This is a genomic window from Pseudonocardia sp. (assembly GCF_050246655.1).
GTDB lineage: Bacteria > Actinomycetota > Actinomycetes > Mycobacteriales > Pseudonocardiaceae > Pseudonocardia.
The window spans coordinates 1-13845 of record NZ_JBFWVQ010000074.1 but is presented as its reverse complement, the minus strand read 5'-3'; the positions used below and the strand labels follow the sequence as shown (position 1 = coordinate 13845).

General features: G+C 74.9%; 13 protein-coding genes. 8 read left to right on the top strand and 5 right to left on the bottom strand.

Translation table 11 applies throughout. The features are described from left to right. Positions 1-109 precede the first annotated feature (109 nt). The 3 genes from AB7J25_RS20935 to AB7J25_RS20925 are packed head-to-tail and all read right to left on the bottom strand — an operon-like array spanning position 110 to position 2930. Positions 110-694, bottom strand: coding sequence for a hypothetical protein (locus tag AB7J25_RS20935; protein ID WP_428511287.1), 585 nt, complete (start codon positions 692-694; stop codon positions 110-112). A 56-nt stretch (positions 695-750) separates the two neighbouring features. After that, on the bottom strand, positions 751-1413 hold the full coding sequence (locus AB7J25_RS20930; RefSeq protein WP_428511286.1) for a response regulator transcription factor: 663 nt from the start codon (positions 1411-1413) through the stop codon (positions 751-753). After that, positions 1410-2930: a sensor histidine kinase gene (locus tag AB7J25_RS20925; protein ID WP_428511285.1), complete on the bottom strand. Its 1521-nt coding sequence runs from the start codon at positions 2928-2930 to the stop codon at positions 1410-1412. The genes AB7J25_RS20930 and AB7J25_RS20925 overlap by 4 nt, the downstream gene beginning before the upstream one ends. Before the next feature lie 85 nt (positions 2931-3015). Between AB7J25_RS20925 and AB7J25_RS20920 the strand changes: the two genes are divergently transcribed. From AB7J25_RS20920 to AB7J25_RS20890, 7 genes are all read left to right on the top strand, one after another. Next, entirely contained in the window at positions 3016-3636 is a 621-nt protein-coding gene (locus tag AB7J25_RS20920; protein ID WP_428511284.1) for an L-threonylcarbamoyladenylate synthase, read from the top strand. Between the two features lie 156 nt (positions 3637-3792). Continuing rightward, on the top strand, positions 3793-5148 hold the full coding sequence (locus tag AB7J25_RS20915; protein WP_428511283.1) for an MFS transporter: 1356 nt from the start codon (positions 3793-3795) through the stop codon (positions 5146-5148). Positions 5149-6421: 1273 nt separating this feature from the next. Beyond that, entirely contained in the window at positions 6422-7585 is a 1164-nt protein-coding gene (locus tag AB7J25_RS20910) for an 8-amino-7-oxononanoate synthase (protein ID WP_428511282.1), read from the top strand. Positions 7586-7587: 2 nt separating this feature from the next. Continuing rightward, positions 7588-8274, top strand: a complete 687-nt coding sequence (bioD, locus tag AB7J25_RS20905; protein WP_428511303.1) for a dethiobiotin synthase — start codon at positions 7588-7590, stop codon at positions 8272-8274. Continuing rightward, positions 8253-9296, top strand: coding sequence for a biotin synthase BioB (gene bioB, locus AB7J25_RS20900; RefSeq protein ID WP_428511281.1), 1044 nt, complete (start codon positions 8253-8255; stop codon positions 9294-9296). The genes bioD and bioB overlap by 22 nt, the downstream gene beginning before the upstream one ends. 174 nt (positions 9297-9470) lie before the next feature. Continuing rightward, complete coding sequence (locus AB7J25_RS20895; protein ID WP_428511280.1) at positions 9471-10028, top strand: GNAT family N-acetyltransferase; 558 nt, start codon at positions 9471-9473, stop codon at positions 10026-10028. A gap of 219 nt (positions 10029-10247) precedes the next feature. After that, entirely contained in the window at positions 10248-10769 is a 522-nt protein-coding gene (locus AB7J25_RS20890; RefSeq protein WP_428511279.1) for a type II toxin-antitoxin system PemK/MazF family toxin, read from the top strand. A 267-nt stretch (positions 10770-11036) separates the two neighbouring features. On the opposite strand, the gene AB7J25_RS20885 is transcribed toward AB7J25_RS20890, so the two are convergent. Together AB7J25_RS20885 and AB7J25_RS20880 are read right to left on the bottom strand one after the other, a co-directional pair. Beyond that, a complete protein-coding gene (locus AB7J25_RS20885; protein WP_428511302.1) occupies positions 11037-11741 on the bottom strand; it encodes an LON peptidase substrate-binding domain-containing protein in 705 nt (234 codons plus the stop codon). 134 nt (positions 11742-11875) lie between these two features. After that, positions 11876-12574, bottom strand: a complete 699-nt coding sequence (locus AB7J25_RS20880; protein ID WP_428511278.1) for an NUDIX hydrolase — start codon at positions 12572-12574, stop codon at positions 11876-11878. Between the two features lie 159 nt (positions 12575-12733). On the opposite strand from AB7J25_RS20880, the gene nadA reads away from it, so the two are divergent. Next, positions 12734-13747 (top strand): quinolinate synthase NadA, encoded by a 1014-nt coding sequence (gene nadA, locus AB7J25_RS20875; RefSeq protein WP_428511277.1) that lies wholly within the window; start codon positions 12734-12736, stop codon positions 13745-13747. The last annotated feature ends 98 nt before the right edge of the window (positions 13748-13845 follow it).

Genomic DNA, 13845 nt, shown 5'->3' with positions numbered 1-13845 from the left:
TTCATCCAGGGGCGCAGGGGCGTGACCTCGCACGGTGGCGGCGGTGGGCGAGGACACGGCGGGGTGCGAGGACACGGCGGGGTGCGAGGACGAGGTCCGGCGCGGGGGATCAGTCGTCGTCGTCGCCGTCGTCGTCGGTGTCGTCGTCGGTGTCGGTGTCGTCGTCGGTGTCGTCGCCGCCGGGGCCGTCGTCGTCGCTGTCGTCGTCGGAGTCGTCGGTGTCGTCGCTGTCGCCGAGACCGCCGCCGGGGCCGTCGTCGTCACCGGCTCCGTCGTCGTCACCGGGGCCGTCGTCGCCGGGGCCGTCGTCGCCGCCCGGGCCGTCGTCGTCGTCCGCCGAGCCCGCGGCACCAGGGGGAGGTACCGCGGGCTCGGGTTCGGCCGGTGCCGGCCCGGGGGGGACGGGCGGTGCAGCACCGGCTGGTTCGGGGGCGGGAGCGGGCTCCTGCGCGGGGACGGGGCCGGCCGGCACGGGCTCGACGAGTGCGGCGTCGAGCGGATCCGGATCCGGATCCGCGTCCGGCGGGGGCGGGCCCGTCACCGCAGGCTCCGCGGCCGGCCGGACGTAGGCCGATCCGGGACCGAACCACCCCTCGGCGATGCCGCACGTGGCGACGCCCGCCACGACCGGGAAGGCGAGCACGGCCGCCAGCACCAGCCGGCGTCGCTGCGCGCTCACCTTCGTCGCGTCCACGGATCCACCATCGGCCTTCAGGGTCAAGAACGGGTGAACCACGGATGAGAAAACCTTCATCCGCAGCGGTAACCCATCCCCCGGACGGTCGTGATCTTGTCAGCGCCGATCTTGCGCCGGAGCTGGCGGATGTAGACGTCGACGATGTTGGAGCCGGGATCGAAGTCGAACCCCCACACGTGGTCGAGCATCTGCTCGCGGGAGAGCACCTGGCCGGGGTGGCGCAGCAGCATCTCCAGCAGGGCGAACTCGCGGGCCGACAGGTCGACGGTGCGTTCGTCGGTGAGCGCGCGCCGGGTGCGCAGGTCCAGCGACAACCCGTCGACGGCGAGCAGCGTCGGCTCGGCGACGGCGCCCGGCGCGGTGCGCAGCCGCAGCCGGATGCGCGCGAGCAGCTCCTCGAACCGGAACGGCTTGGTGACGTAGTCGTCCGCGCCGCCCTCCAGGCCGGCGACCGTGTCGCGGACGCCGTCCCGTGCGGTGAGGATGATCACCGGGATGGCGATGTGGGCGCTGCGCAGCTCGCGCAGCACGCCGTAGCCGTCGCGGCCGGGCAGGCCGATGTCGAGGACGACGAGGTCGTAGCCGCCGGAGAGCGCGTGGTCCAGCGCGGAGATGCCGTCCCCGACGACGGTGACGGTGTAGCCGTTGGCCCGCAGGCCCTTCGCGACGAACCGGGCGATGCGCTCCTCGTCCTCGGCGATCAGCACGCGGTTCATCGCCGGACCCCGTCGTCGGCCGCTCCCGGGATCCGGACGGTGAACGTGGCGCCGTGGCCGGCGACGGAGTCCAGCTCCGCCCAGCCCCCGTGCGCCTCGGCGATGGCGGCGACGATCGACAGGCCCAGCCCGGCGCCGCTGCGGTGCCCGACGGTCTGCCCGGTGCCGCCGCGGGCGAAGCGTCGGAAGATCGTCTCGGCCTCGCCGTGCGCGACCCCGGGGCCGGTGTCGCGCACGGAGAACGCCACCCCGTGCTCGTCCGAGGTGGAGCCGAAGGCGATCACGTCGCCGTCCCGGGTGTGCTGCACGGCGTTGTGCGCCAGTGCGATGACGGCCTGCGTGATGCGCTGGGCGTCCAGCCGGGCCTCGCCCTCGGCGATGGCGGCGAGCTGCCAGGTTCGTTCGCCCAGCCGCCGCAGCTTGGCGTCGATGTCGCTGGTGAGGTCGACGAGGTCGGTGGGCTGAGGCACGACGAAGTCCGGGCGGCGGGACTTCGCGAGTAGCAGCAGGTCCTCGACGATGCGGCTCATCCGGTCCAGCTCGTCCGTGCAGAGCCGGACGATCTCGGCGCGTTCGTGGGGATCGTCGTCCTCGAGGAACTCGAGGTTGCCCCGGATGATCGTGATCGGGGTGCGCAGCTCGTGGCTCGCATCGTCGAGGAACTGGCGCTGGATGCCGAAGGCCTGGTCCAGCCGGTCCAGCATCGCGTTGAACTGCTCGGCGAGCGCGGCGATGTCGTCGCGGCCCCGGACGGGGATGCGGCGGGTGAGGTCGTCGCTGGTGATGTCCGCGGCGAGCCGGCGGACGTGGTTGATCGGCTGGAGGATCTGGCCGGACACCATCCAGGACGCCGCGGCCGCGAGCAGCAGACCCGCGACGCTGACCAGGGCGAGCAGCCGGATCGTCTCGTCGACCTCGGCGGCGCGCCGGTCCACGGCGTGGGCGACGACGAACGTGCCGTCCGGGCGCCCGTCCGCGGTCAGGACGGGCACCTTGGACCACTGCAGGCCGCCGTCGGGGGTGTCGAGGAGGCCCACCCGTTCCGGCACGTCCAGGATCTCGCGCAGCGGCATCCGCTCGGTCACGGCGGCGCGGCCGGGCTGCGGCAGCACCTCTCCGGCGGCGGTGACGCCGAGGACGATCTCGTCGCGGTCGGTGTACTGGCGGTTGACGTGGTTCTCGAGCAGGTCGCGGCCGTCGACGAACGGACGCTTCGTGATCGGGTCGACGCCACCCGCTGCGGCCTGGAGGAACTCGCTGGTCTCCTGCTCGAGAGCGGCGACGGCGTCGCGGGCGACTCCGGCCTGCAGCAGGTTGCGGGTGACGACCACGACCGTCAGCAGCGCGACGAACAGCAGGAGCACCAGCCACGCCATGATCCGCAGCCGGGCGGGGACGGCGAGGCGGGACGACCGATGGCGCGCCGCCGCCTCCGTGTGGGCGGCGGTGCGCGTGGAGAAGCGCAGCCGTGGCGACGGGACGGCTGCCGGTGGGCTCTCCTCGGACTCGACGGTCATGGCCGATCCATCATGACCGCAACGGCGCTGCCGCGGCCCGTTTCATGAGGACGATTTCATCGGCGCACTCGGTAACCTCCGCGCCATGGCGAGGTACTTCGACGTGCATCCCGTGGACCCGCAGCGCCGTGCGATCGGGCAGGTCGCGACGATGGTCCGGGAGGGCGGGCTGATCGCCTACCCCACGGACTCGTGCTTCGCCCTCGGCTGTGCGATCGGCAACGCGGAGGGTGTGGAGCGCATCCGCACCATCCGCCACCTCGACGACCGCCACCACTTCACGCTCGTGTGCGCGGACTTCGCCCAGCTCGGCCAGTTCGTGCACGTGAGCAACCGGGTGTTCCGGCTGGTCAAGGCGGCGACGCCGGGGAGCTACACGTTCATCCTGCCCGCCACGAAGGAGGTGCCGCGCCGGATGCTGCACCCGAGGAAGAAGACCGTCGGCGTGCGCATCCCGCAGCACCCGGTGGTGCGGGCGCTGCTGTCGGAGCTGGGGGAGCCGCTGCTGTCGTCCACGCTGCTGCTGCCGGGCGACGACGAGCCGCTGACCCAGGGCTGGGACATCAAGGAGCGGCTGGACCACGCGGTGGACGCGGTGATCGACTCGGGGGAGTGCGGCACCGAGCCGACCACGGTGGTGGACCTGTCCACGGACGAGACGGAGATCGTCCGCGTCGGTGCGGGGGACCCGTCCCGCTTCGAGTGACCGTCGAGAACGACGTTGCGCTGATCAACAAGGCCTTTTCGGCTGCACAACGTCGTTCTCGACGGGGCTCCCGGCCGGTGCGGACCGCGGTGGGTGACGGCACCCACGCCGAAACCGGCTGGACCTGAACGCCGGTCGAGGTTGCACCATGGACGCATGACGACGCAGTCCGCCGTGCAGACGCGCCCCGCCCGCGCCGAGCTCTTCGGGCCCGAGCGGCGCAGCACCACGATCGGGCTCCTGCTGCTGATCAGCATGATCGCGTTCGAGGCGATGGGTGTGGGCACCGCGATGCCCGCTGTCGTGGCCGATCTCGGGGTGGTGGCGCTCTACGCGTGGCCGTTCGTCGCGTTCAGCGCGGCCTCGGTCGTCGCGACGGTGCTCGGTGGGCGCTGGTGCGACGTGGCCGGGCCGCGGATGCCGCTGATCGTCGCACCCGGGGTGTTCGGTGTCGGGCTCGTCGTCGCGGGGACGGCCGGGTCGATGGCGCAGCTGCTGGCCGGCCGGGTGCTGCAGGGCCTCGGCGCCGGTGTGGCGATCGTCGCGACGTACGTGCTGATCGCGGTCGTCTACCCGAAGCGGGTTCGCCCCGCCGTGTTCGGCTGGATGTCCGCGGCGTGGGTGCTGCCGTCACTGGTCGGGCCGCCCGTGGCCGGTGTCGTGACGGAACGGATCTCGTGGCACTGGGTGTTCCTCGGGCTCGTGCCGGTGGTGCTCGTGGCACTCGCCCTCGTCGGCCCCGCCACCCGCGGGCTCGCCGCGCCCGAGGACGGCGTCGCGCCCGCCCGCCGCGGCCTGGTCGTGGCGGCGCTCGGTGCCGCGGTGGGCGTGGCGGGGCTGAGCTGGGCCTCGCAGAACCACTCCGTGGCAGGCGCCGTCGCGGCGGCGATCGCCGCCGTGGTGCTCGTCCCGGCCCTGGGACGGCTGCTGCCCGCCGGGACGGTGCGGGCTCGCCGCGGCGTCCCGGCCGTCGTGCTGGCCCGGGGACTGCTCGCCGGCACGTTCTTCGCCGCCAACACCTACGTTCCGCTCCTGCTCACGGCCACCCACGGCTGGTCGCTCACCGCGGCGGCCGTGCCGCTGGTGGTGGCGTCCCTGGGCTGGTCGCTCGCCTCGGCGTGGCAGGGGCGCCATCCCGATCTCTCGCGGCCGAAGCTGCTCGTCGTCGGCTTCGCGCTGGTCGCCACGGGCGCAGCCGCGCTCGCGCTCGCCGCGCCCGCGTGGGGCTCGCCGTGGCTCGCGTTCACCTGGCTCACCGCGGGCGTCGGGATGGGCCTCGGCTACTCCGCGATCTCCTACCTGGTCCTCGCGCTGTCCGCGCCCGGCGACGTCGGGTTCCACACGTCGGCCTCCCAGCTCGCCGACCAGCTCTCCACCGCGGCGCTCATCGGCGCGGGCGGCGCGCTGCTGATGCTGCTCGTCTCGCCCGCGGTCGCGCTTCCGGTGCTGCTCGTCGGCCTGGCCGCGCTCGCCGTGCTCGGGGCGGTGATCGCGCCGCGCACGGCGGGCTGAGCCCGGCGGGCCAGCGCGTCCACGACGAGCAGCCCGCCGGCCAGCAGCAGGCCCGCGACGGTCGCCGCGGCGGTGCTCCCGCCCACCAGCGGGGCGCCGGTGACGAGCCACGCCACGGCGTGTACCCCGGTGGACGCGGCGGTGAGGACGGCGACCGCGACCACGACGGCCGGCACGGCGATCGTCGCGGCGGCGACGGCCGCGACGACCCTGCCGCGGGGCACTCCGGGCAGGAGAAGGACGAGCAGGGCCGGGACGAGGAGGAACGCGATCACCAGCAGCACGCCCACGGCGAGGAACACGTCGAACGGCGCGTCGGCGGCGATCCGCCACGTCCCGAGCACGACGACGGCGGCGCCGAACGGGATGGCCAGGACGCCCCGCCCGACCTGAGGTCCGGCCAGGTGGGCGGCGGCGACCGCCGTCACGACCAGCCCGGCCTGCACGGTCGCCACGGCGCCCGCGTAGGTGGGTGGGAGCAACGCCTCCCACCGCGACGCCGGCTGCAGCTGCAGCGGCAGCAACGCCCCCGCCGGGACGAGCGCCGCGAACCCGAGCAGCGCCCGGCGGCCCCGGTCCGCATCGGGTGCGGGCAGCAGCCGGGTCGCCGCCCACGCCACGGCGGCCACCGCGACGGCCGCGCCCGCGGCGAGCCCGGACCACGCGCTCGCGCCGGACGGCGCGATCACCCGCGCGGCCGCGTCCCAGCCGGTCAGCACCAACCACGACGCGGCGAGCAGCGCCCCCGCCCGAGGAGGTCGCGCGGTCGTCGTGCAGGCCAGGGCGATCCCGGCCACGACCAGCAGCAGCGCCGATATCCGCAGGCCCTGGGCCTGCGCGAGGACGGTCCCGGCGATCTCCGGGCCGTCGCGCGGATCGACAGCGTGCCCGATCGACGGCGTCAGCACCACGATCCCCGCCCATGCAACCAGCCCGGCCGCCGCGGCCGCGACCCCGACGCCGCGGGCCCCCGCCCGACCGACCATGCCGATCACCTCCCCTGCGTCCCCTCACCGTCGCCGTCCAGCGTGCGGCCCGGAGGCGGCGGCCCGCGACTTCCCGGGCGGTGACGGTCCTGTCGCGCGCCGGTGAGGGGTTCCTCACCGTGCGGCAACCCAGTGACCCGCCGGTCGCACAGACCCGCGGGTCGTGGCACACACGGTCGGCGGTGTGTGCGGCCGTCGCGGGCTGTGTGCCGCCGGCCGAGCATGTGTTCGAGCGGGGGGCCGCCTCGCCAGTGGACGCGCGGCCCTCGCCGCTACCGTGACCAGCCGTGACCTCTGCAGCGCCGCAGCACCCCCTCGCCTGGCTCGCCGCCCACGCCGACCGCCGTCGCGCCGCCGGGTTGCGCCGCGAGCTCCGGCCGCGTGCGGCGGGCACGGACGGGATGCTGGACCTCGCCGGCAACGACTACCTCGGGCTCGCCACGGACCCGCGCGTCGTCGACGCCGCGGTCGCCGCCGCCCGGGAATGGGGCACGGGCTCGACCGGTTCGCGGCTGGTCACCGGCTCGACCGTGCTGCACCGGGAGCTGGAGGAGGAGCTCGCCGCCTTCTGCGGTGCCCCGGACGCGCTGGTGTTCTCCTCCGGCTACGCCGCGAACCTCGGCGTGCTCACCGCGCTGTCCGGGCCGGGCGCGCTCGTCGTGTCGGACGCCGCCGCGCACGCCTCTCTCATCGACGCCTGCCGGCTGTCCCGGGCGCGGATCGCCGTCACGCCCCGCGACGACGTCGCGGCCGTCGACGCCGCGCTCGCCGCCCGCACGGAGGAGCGGGCGCTCGTCGTCACCGACGCCGTGAACAGCGCGGACGGGGCGCTCGCGCCGCTACCGCAGCTGCACGCCGTCTGCCGCGCCCGAGGGGCGCTGCTCGTCGTCGACGACGCGCACGGGCTTGGCGTGTGCGGCGCGGGCGGGCGCGGCCACGCCGCTGCGTCCGGGCTGGTGGGCGCCGACGACGTCGTCACGACGGTGACGCTGTCCAAGTCGCTCGGCAGCCAGGGCGGCGCGGTGCTCGGCCCGGCGGCCGTCACCGCGCACCTGGTCGACACCGCGCGCACGTTCATCTTCGACACCGGGCTCGCCCCGGCGTGCGCCGGCGCGGCGCTCGCCGCCCTGCGGGTGCTGCGGGCCGAGCCCGAGCGTCCGGGTGCCGTCCTGCGGGTGGCGGCCGCGCTCGCCGCTGCCGCCGCCGTGTCCGCGCCGCCGTCCGCGGTGGTGTCGGTGGTGCTCGGCGACCCCGTTCGAGCCGTGGACGCGGCGGCCCGGTGCGCCGAGCAGGGCGTGCGCGTCGGCTGCTTCCGACCGCCCTCGGTGCCGGAGGGGACGAGCAGGCTGCGGCTCACCGCCCGCGCCACCGTCACGGACGCCGACCTGGCCCGGGCCACGAACGTCCTGGCGGGCGTGCTCGCCGAGGCGTCCGCCGGGGCTGCCCGGTGACCGTGCCGGTCCTCGTCGTCACCGGTACGGGCACGGGCGTCGGCAAGACCGTCGTCACCGCGGCCGTGGCGGCGCTCGCCACGGGCCGGACGGCCGTGCTCAAGCCCGCCCAGACCGGTGTCGGCCCCGGCGATCCCGGTGACGTCGACGAGATCGCCCGGCTCGTCCCGGGGGTCGGCGTTCACGAGCTGGCCCGCTACCCCGACCCGCTCGCCCCGGCCACCGCCGCCGCCCGCGCCGGCCGCGACCCGGTGACGGCCGCGGACGCCGCGTCGTGCGTGCGCCACCTCGCCGCCGATCACGACCTCGTCCTCGTCGAGGGCGCGGGCGGGCTGCTCGTCCGCCTCGCCGGCGCGGACACCCTCGCCGACGTCGCCGCGCTGCTGCGCGCGCCCGTGCTCGTGGTCGCTGCCGCCGGGCTCGGGACGCTCAACCACGCGGCGCTCACCGTCGAGGCGCTACGGGTCCGCGGCCTGACGTGCGTGGGCGTCGTCATCGGGGCGTGGCCCGCCGCACCCGGGCTCGCCGAACGGTGCAACCTCGTGGACCTCCCCGTCGTCACCGGGGTTCCGCTGCTCGGCGCGGTGCCCGAGGGCGCCGGGGCGTTGGCGGCGGCCGAGTTCACCGAGGTCGCCCGTCACAGTCTGGCCGCGGCGCTGGGCGGCGGATGGCAGACTCCCGACCCGTGACGTCCTCGCCTGCGCAGCCGACGACCCGCTTCCCGATCCTCGCCACCGCCCGTGAGCAGGTGCTCGAACGCGGCGAGGGGCTCTCGCCGGCGCAGCTGCTGGAGGTGCTGCAGCTGCCGGACGCGGCGCTGGATGAGTTGTTGGGTTTGGCGCACGAGGTGCGGATGGCCTGGTGCGGCCCGGAGGTCGAGGTCGAGGGGATCATCTCGCTGAAGACCGGCGGGTGTCCGGAGGACTGCCACTTCTGCTCGCAGTCGGGGCTGTTCGCGTCGCCGGTGCGTTCGGCGTGGCTGGACATCCCGATGCTGGTCGAGGCGGCGAAGCAGACCGCGAAGACCGGCGCCACGGAGTTCTGCATCGTGGCGGCGGTGCGGGGCCCGGACGAGCGGTTGATGGCGCAGGTGGCGGCGGGGATCGCGGCGATCAAGGATGCGGTGGACATCAACATCGCGTGTTCGTTGGGGATGCTCACCGCGGAGCAGACCGACCGGCTCGCCGCGATGGGCGTGCATCGCTACAACCACAACCTGGAGACGGCGCGCTCGTACTTCCCGCAGGTGGTGACCACGCACACGTGGCAGGAGCGGTGGGAGACGCTGCGGCTGGTGCGCGATGCGGGGATGGAGGTGTGCTGTGGCGGGATCGTGGGGATGGGCGAGACCGTCGAGCAGCGGGCGGAGTTCGCGGGGCAGCTGGCGGAGCTGGATCCGCACGAGGTGCCGTTGAACTTCCTGAACCCGCGGCCGGGGACGCCGTTCGGGGATCTGGAGCTGATGTCGGGACCGGACGCGTTGCGGACGGTGGCGGGGTTTCGGTTGGCGTTGCCGCGCACGGTGTTGCGGTTCGCGGGTGGCCGCGAGCTGACGTTGGGTGATCTGGGGGCGCGGCGGGGTCTGCTGGGTGGGATCAACGCGGTGATCGTGGGCAACTATCTGACGACGCTGGGGCGGCCCGCGGAGAGCGATATCGACCTGCTCGGCGAGTTGCAGATGCCCCTCAAGGCCCTCAACGACACCCTCTGACCGTGTTCTGCGACCAGTGCGGGAAGCCCGCCGCGCAGCCCGGCCACGACCGGTGCGCCGCACGCCGTGTCCTGGAGCCGCCGCGGTTCTGCGCGGACTGCGCCCGTCGCATGGTCGTGCAGGTCACCCCCACCGGGTGGACGGCCCGGTGCAGCCGTCACGGCGAGCGGACCAGTGGCTGAGGTTCCTTGGCCCGTCTGGGCCGCGATCTGGGAGGACGACCTCGCGGCCGCCGACCACGACGCGATCGGCACGCTGCTGGCCCGGTGCTTCCCCCGTTCCCGGACGCCGTTCGGTCCGGGGCGCAGCTGGGCGAGCGGGCGTCCGGAGGTCCGGCTCCTCGCCCGCTGCGGGTCGCGCGTGGTGGCCCATCTCGGCGTGCTGCGCCGCTTCCTGCGGGTCGACGCCGCGGCCCGGCTCGTCGGGGACGTGGGCCTCGTCGGCGTCGACCCGTCCCGGCAGGGCACCGGCCTCGGCGGCGAGCTGCTGGTCCGCGGCCGGGCGCTGCTCGACGAGCTCGGGATGCCGTTCGGGTTCCTGACCTGCGGGCACCACGTGTCCGGCTTCTACGCCACCGGCGGCTGGGCCGAGGTCACGGGCGGCACGCGGATGGTCCGCGCGGACGGCACCGTGCAGGTCTACGGCGCGGCGTCGATGGTGCTGCCGGTGCATGCCCCGCTCGCGCAGTGGCCGCACGGGCGGCGGGTGGACCGCAACGGGTTGGAGCTGTAGCGCGATGGCCGTGCGGCACTGGAGGATCTCGTACTCGCGCCGTCGGCCCTGCCCCGTACATGATCACCGCAGCCGGTGCAGGCCGCCCGCATCCGCGCGCGATGCACCCGAGGTGACGATCAACGTGTGCGTCTCGGACGCAGTCCGCGGCTCGCGTTCCCCCGTGTCGAGGTGGACGCGCAGGCCCCGCCGGGCTGTCCGTGCGGCATGCTGTCCGCCGTGGCGAACTGGGGGAACCTGCTCGGCCGGGCCGTGCAGGTCGTGATGGACGTCCTCACGAAGCAGGAGCAGCGGCAGGAGCCGCGCCGCGGGTCCGCGCCCCGCCCCCCGCGCACGCAGAGTCCCCGCGCGCGCAGCGCCCCGGCAGGCGACCGTGCCCGCACGATCGCCTACGCCCCTGACCTCGACGGCGCCGCGGACCCGGGCGAGATCGTCTGGGCGTGGGTGCCGTTCGAGGAGAACGACGGCCGCGGGAAGGACCGCCCGCTGCTCGTGGTCGGCAGGGGCGGTGGCGAGTTGCTCGGGCTGATGCTGTCGAGCCAGCACGACCGGGCCGACGACCCGGAATGGATGGGCATCGGCGCGGGCGCATGGGACCGCGAGGGTAGGGCGTCGTACGTGCGGCTGGACCGCGTCATCGAGGTCGGCGAGCACGACATCCGCCGGGAGGGTGCGGTGCTGGACCGGGAGCGCTTCGAGCGCGTCGCCGACGGTCTGCGCAGCCGCCACGGCTGGCGCTGACCGGCCGCCCTGGCCGTCCACTCTGGCCGTCCACTCTGGCCGTCCACTCTGGCCGTCCGCCCTGACCGTCCGGTCGGCGCGGACGGGTGCGACGTCGCGCGGACGGGTCGACGGCGCCCGGGCGGTGCGACGGTTCGCGCCATACGGCCTGATGGACTGCGCAACTCGTGGCGGCGGGATGCGCAACTCGCGCCACACGCCCTGATGGAATGCGCAACTCGTGGCGGCGGGATGCGGAACTCGCGGGCAGGTCCCGGCCGGCGACGGTCAGTTGACCGAGTGGTCGACCGCGAACGTCGTCATCGGCGCGGGCACCGCACGCAGCCGCTCGAGCATCCCGGTCTCGCGCGCGAGCATCGCGCGCACGATCCGCAACCGCTGCGACGGCGCGGTCTCCTCCAGCAGCCGCTGCCGGTCCGTGACGGGCAGCAGGCAGTCCGCGGCGAGGACGTGGGGGAGGTCGGCGGGGGCGAGGTCGGCGTCGGGTTCGCGCCAGTCGCCCGGCTTCCAGGCGGCGGCGCAGTAGCGGCGATGGGCGTCGCGCGCGGCCGCCGCGAGGCTCCCGAGGACGCGATCGGGCACGGCTTCGGGCTCGACGTCGGGGATCCACTCGACGCGCGCGGTGTGGTACGGCTGTGACTCGGAGTCCAGGTCGACCATCCGGAACCGGCGGGCGCCGCGGGTGACGACGTCGTAGCGGCCGTCGGGAAGGCGGCGGACGTCACGCAGCAGCGCCGTGCAGCCGACGGGGTGCAGGCCCTCGAGGCCGTCGTCGTCGGCGGTCCAGCCCTCCCGGACCGCGACGACACCGAACTGCTTGCCGGGAACGCGCCCGGTGACGAGGTCGACGGTGAGCTGGCGGTACCGCGGCTCGAAGATGTGCAGCGGCAGGGCGGCACCGGGGAGCAGCACGGTGCCGAGCGGGAAGATCGGGAGAGCGTCGCTGCTGGCCCCGCAGATCTCGGCGTCGATCTCGTCTGCCGGCACGTCGGCACCGCCCTCGTCGCCGCCCCCGCCGTCGTCGCCGCCGTCGTTCCTGCCGGTCACGCGCCCAACGGTACGGCCAGCGCGCGTCCTGCGCTCGGGTCGGCGGTACCGGTTCGGCGTCATCCGCCCGGCGGGCGCAGCACGGCGGAGGCGTCCGTGACGCGCAGCGTCCGTTCGTGGAAACGGAAGAGTGCGGCGGGGCGACCGCCCGCTGGTCCGGGTGGCGCAGTGCGGCCGGTGGGCTCGAGGACGGCCCGGCGGGTGAGCACGCGCTGCAGGTTGGTGGCGGAGACCGCGTGGCCCAGCGCGGCGACGTAGAGGTCGCGCAGCGCGGAGATCGTGAACTCGCGCGGCGCCAGGGCGAAGCCGAGATTGGTGTAGGAGAGCTTGGCCCGCAGGCGGTCGCGGGCGGCGGCGACGATGCGGGCGTGGTCGAACGCGGTGGGCGGGTCACCGTCCTGGAGCAGCGGGTCGACGGGGTGCCAGGCCGTGTCGTCGGGGACGACGGGATCGGCGTCGGCGGGGACGAGCCCGAGGAACGCGGTGGCGACCAGGCGCGGGCCGGGGACGCGACCGGGGTCGCTGAAGACGCCGAGCTGCTCGATGTGGGCCACCTCACGGAGGTCGACCTTCTCGGCGAGCTGGCGCAGCACGGAGGTCTCGACGTCCTCCTCGTCGCCGAGACGCCCGCCCGGCAGGGCCCAGCGACCTGCGTCGGGTGGGCGGGCGCGCCGCCAGGCGAGGACCTGCAGGACGTCCTCGCCAGGTCCGCGGGCACGGACCTGGAGCACGGCGGCGAGTACCTCGTGCCCGGTCACGGAGGGAGATCGTAAGGGCCGGGCGAGTGCCGTGGCGGTGAACGTCGCGTGACGCCCAGATGAGGGGCACGTCACGTGGAGGGTGCCGGGACGGCCCGGGCGCTGCTACGATCCCGGTTGTTTTCGACTATCAGGCGAAAACAGGTCGAGGAGGTCGAGATGCCGCAGGTGCTCACCGAGCACGTCCCGGACGCCGGAGCGGAGATCGCGGCGGACGCCGCCTGGGCGCAGGAGGTCCGCGAGCTCGCGCGCCGGCGCGACGCGGTGCTGCTCGCGCACAACTACCAGCTCCCGGCGATCCAGGACGTCGCGGACCACACGGGCGACTCGCTGGCCCTCTCGCGGATCGCCGCGGCGTCGCAGGCCTCGACGATCGTCTTCTGCGGCGTGCACTTCATGGCCGAGACCGCGAAGATCCTCGCCCCGGACAAGACCGTCCTCATCCCGGACGCCCGCGCGGGGTGCTCGCTCGCCGACTCGATCACCGCCGAGCAGCTGCGGGCCTGGAAGGCCGAGCACCCGGGCGCGGTCGTCGTCTCGTACGTGAACACCACCGCCGCGGTGAAGGCCGAGACGGACGTGTGCTGCACCTCGTCGAACGCCGTGGAGGTCGTGGCGTCGATCCCCGCCGACCGCGAGGTGCTCTTCCTGCCCGACCAGTTCCTCGGCGCGCACGTGCGGCGGATCACCGGCCGGGAGAACATGCACGTCTGGGCGGGGGAGTGCCACGTCCACGCCGGGATCAGCGGGCCCGCGCTCACCGCGCAGGCCCAGGCGCACCCGGACGCGGAGCTGTTCGTGCATCCCGAGTGCGGCTGCGCCACGTCCGCGCTCTACCTCGCCGGGGCGGGGGCGGTGCCGCAGGAGCGCGTCAAGATCCTCTCGACGGGCGGGATGCTCGACGCCGCCCGCGCGTCCACGGCCGCCACGGTGCTGGTGGCCACCGAGGTCGGGATGCTGCACCAGCTGCGCCGCGCCGCGCCCGAGGTGGACTTCCGGGCCGTCAACGACCGGGCGTCGTGCCGCTACATGAAGATGATCACTCCGGCGGCGCTGCTGCGGTCGCTGCGCGACGGCACCGACGAGGTGCACGTCGAGCCCGGGCTCGCGGCACGCGCCCTGGCATCGGTCGAGCGCATGATCGCCATCGGCAGGCCGGGGGGTGGCGAGTGACCCCGCGCGAGGCCGCTCTCGGCGCGGGCTGGGAGGCCGGTGCGGACCTTGTCGTGGTCGGCAGCGGGGTCGCGGGCCTCACGGCGGCGCTGGACGCG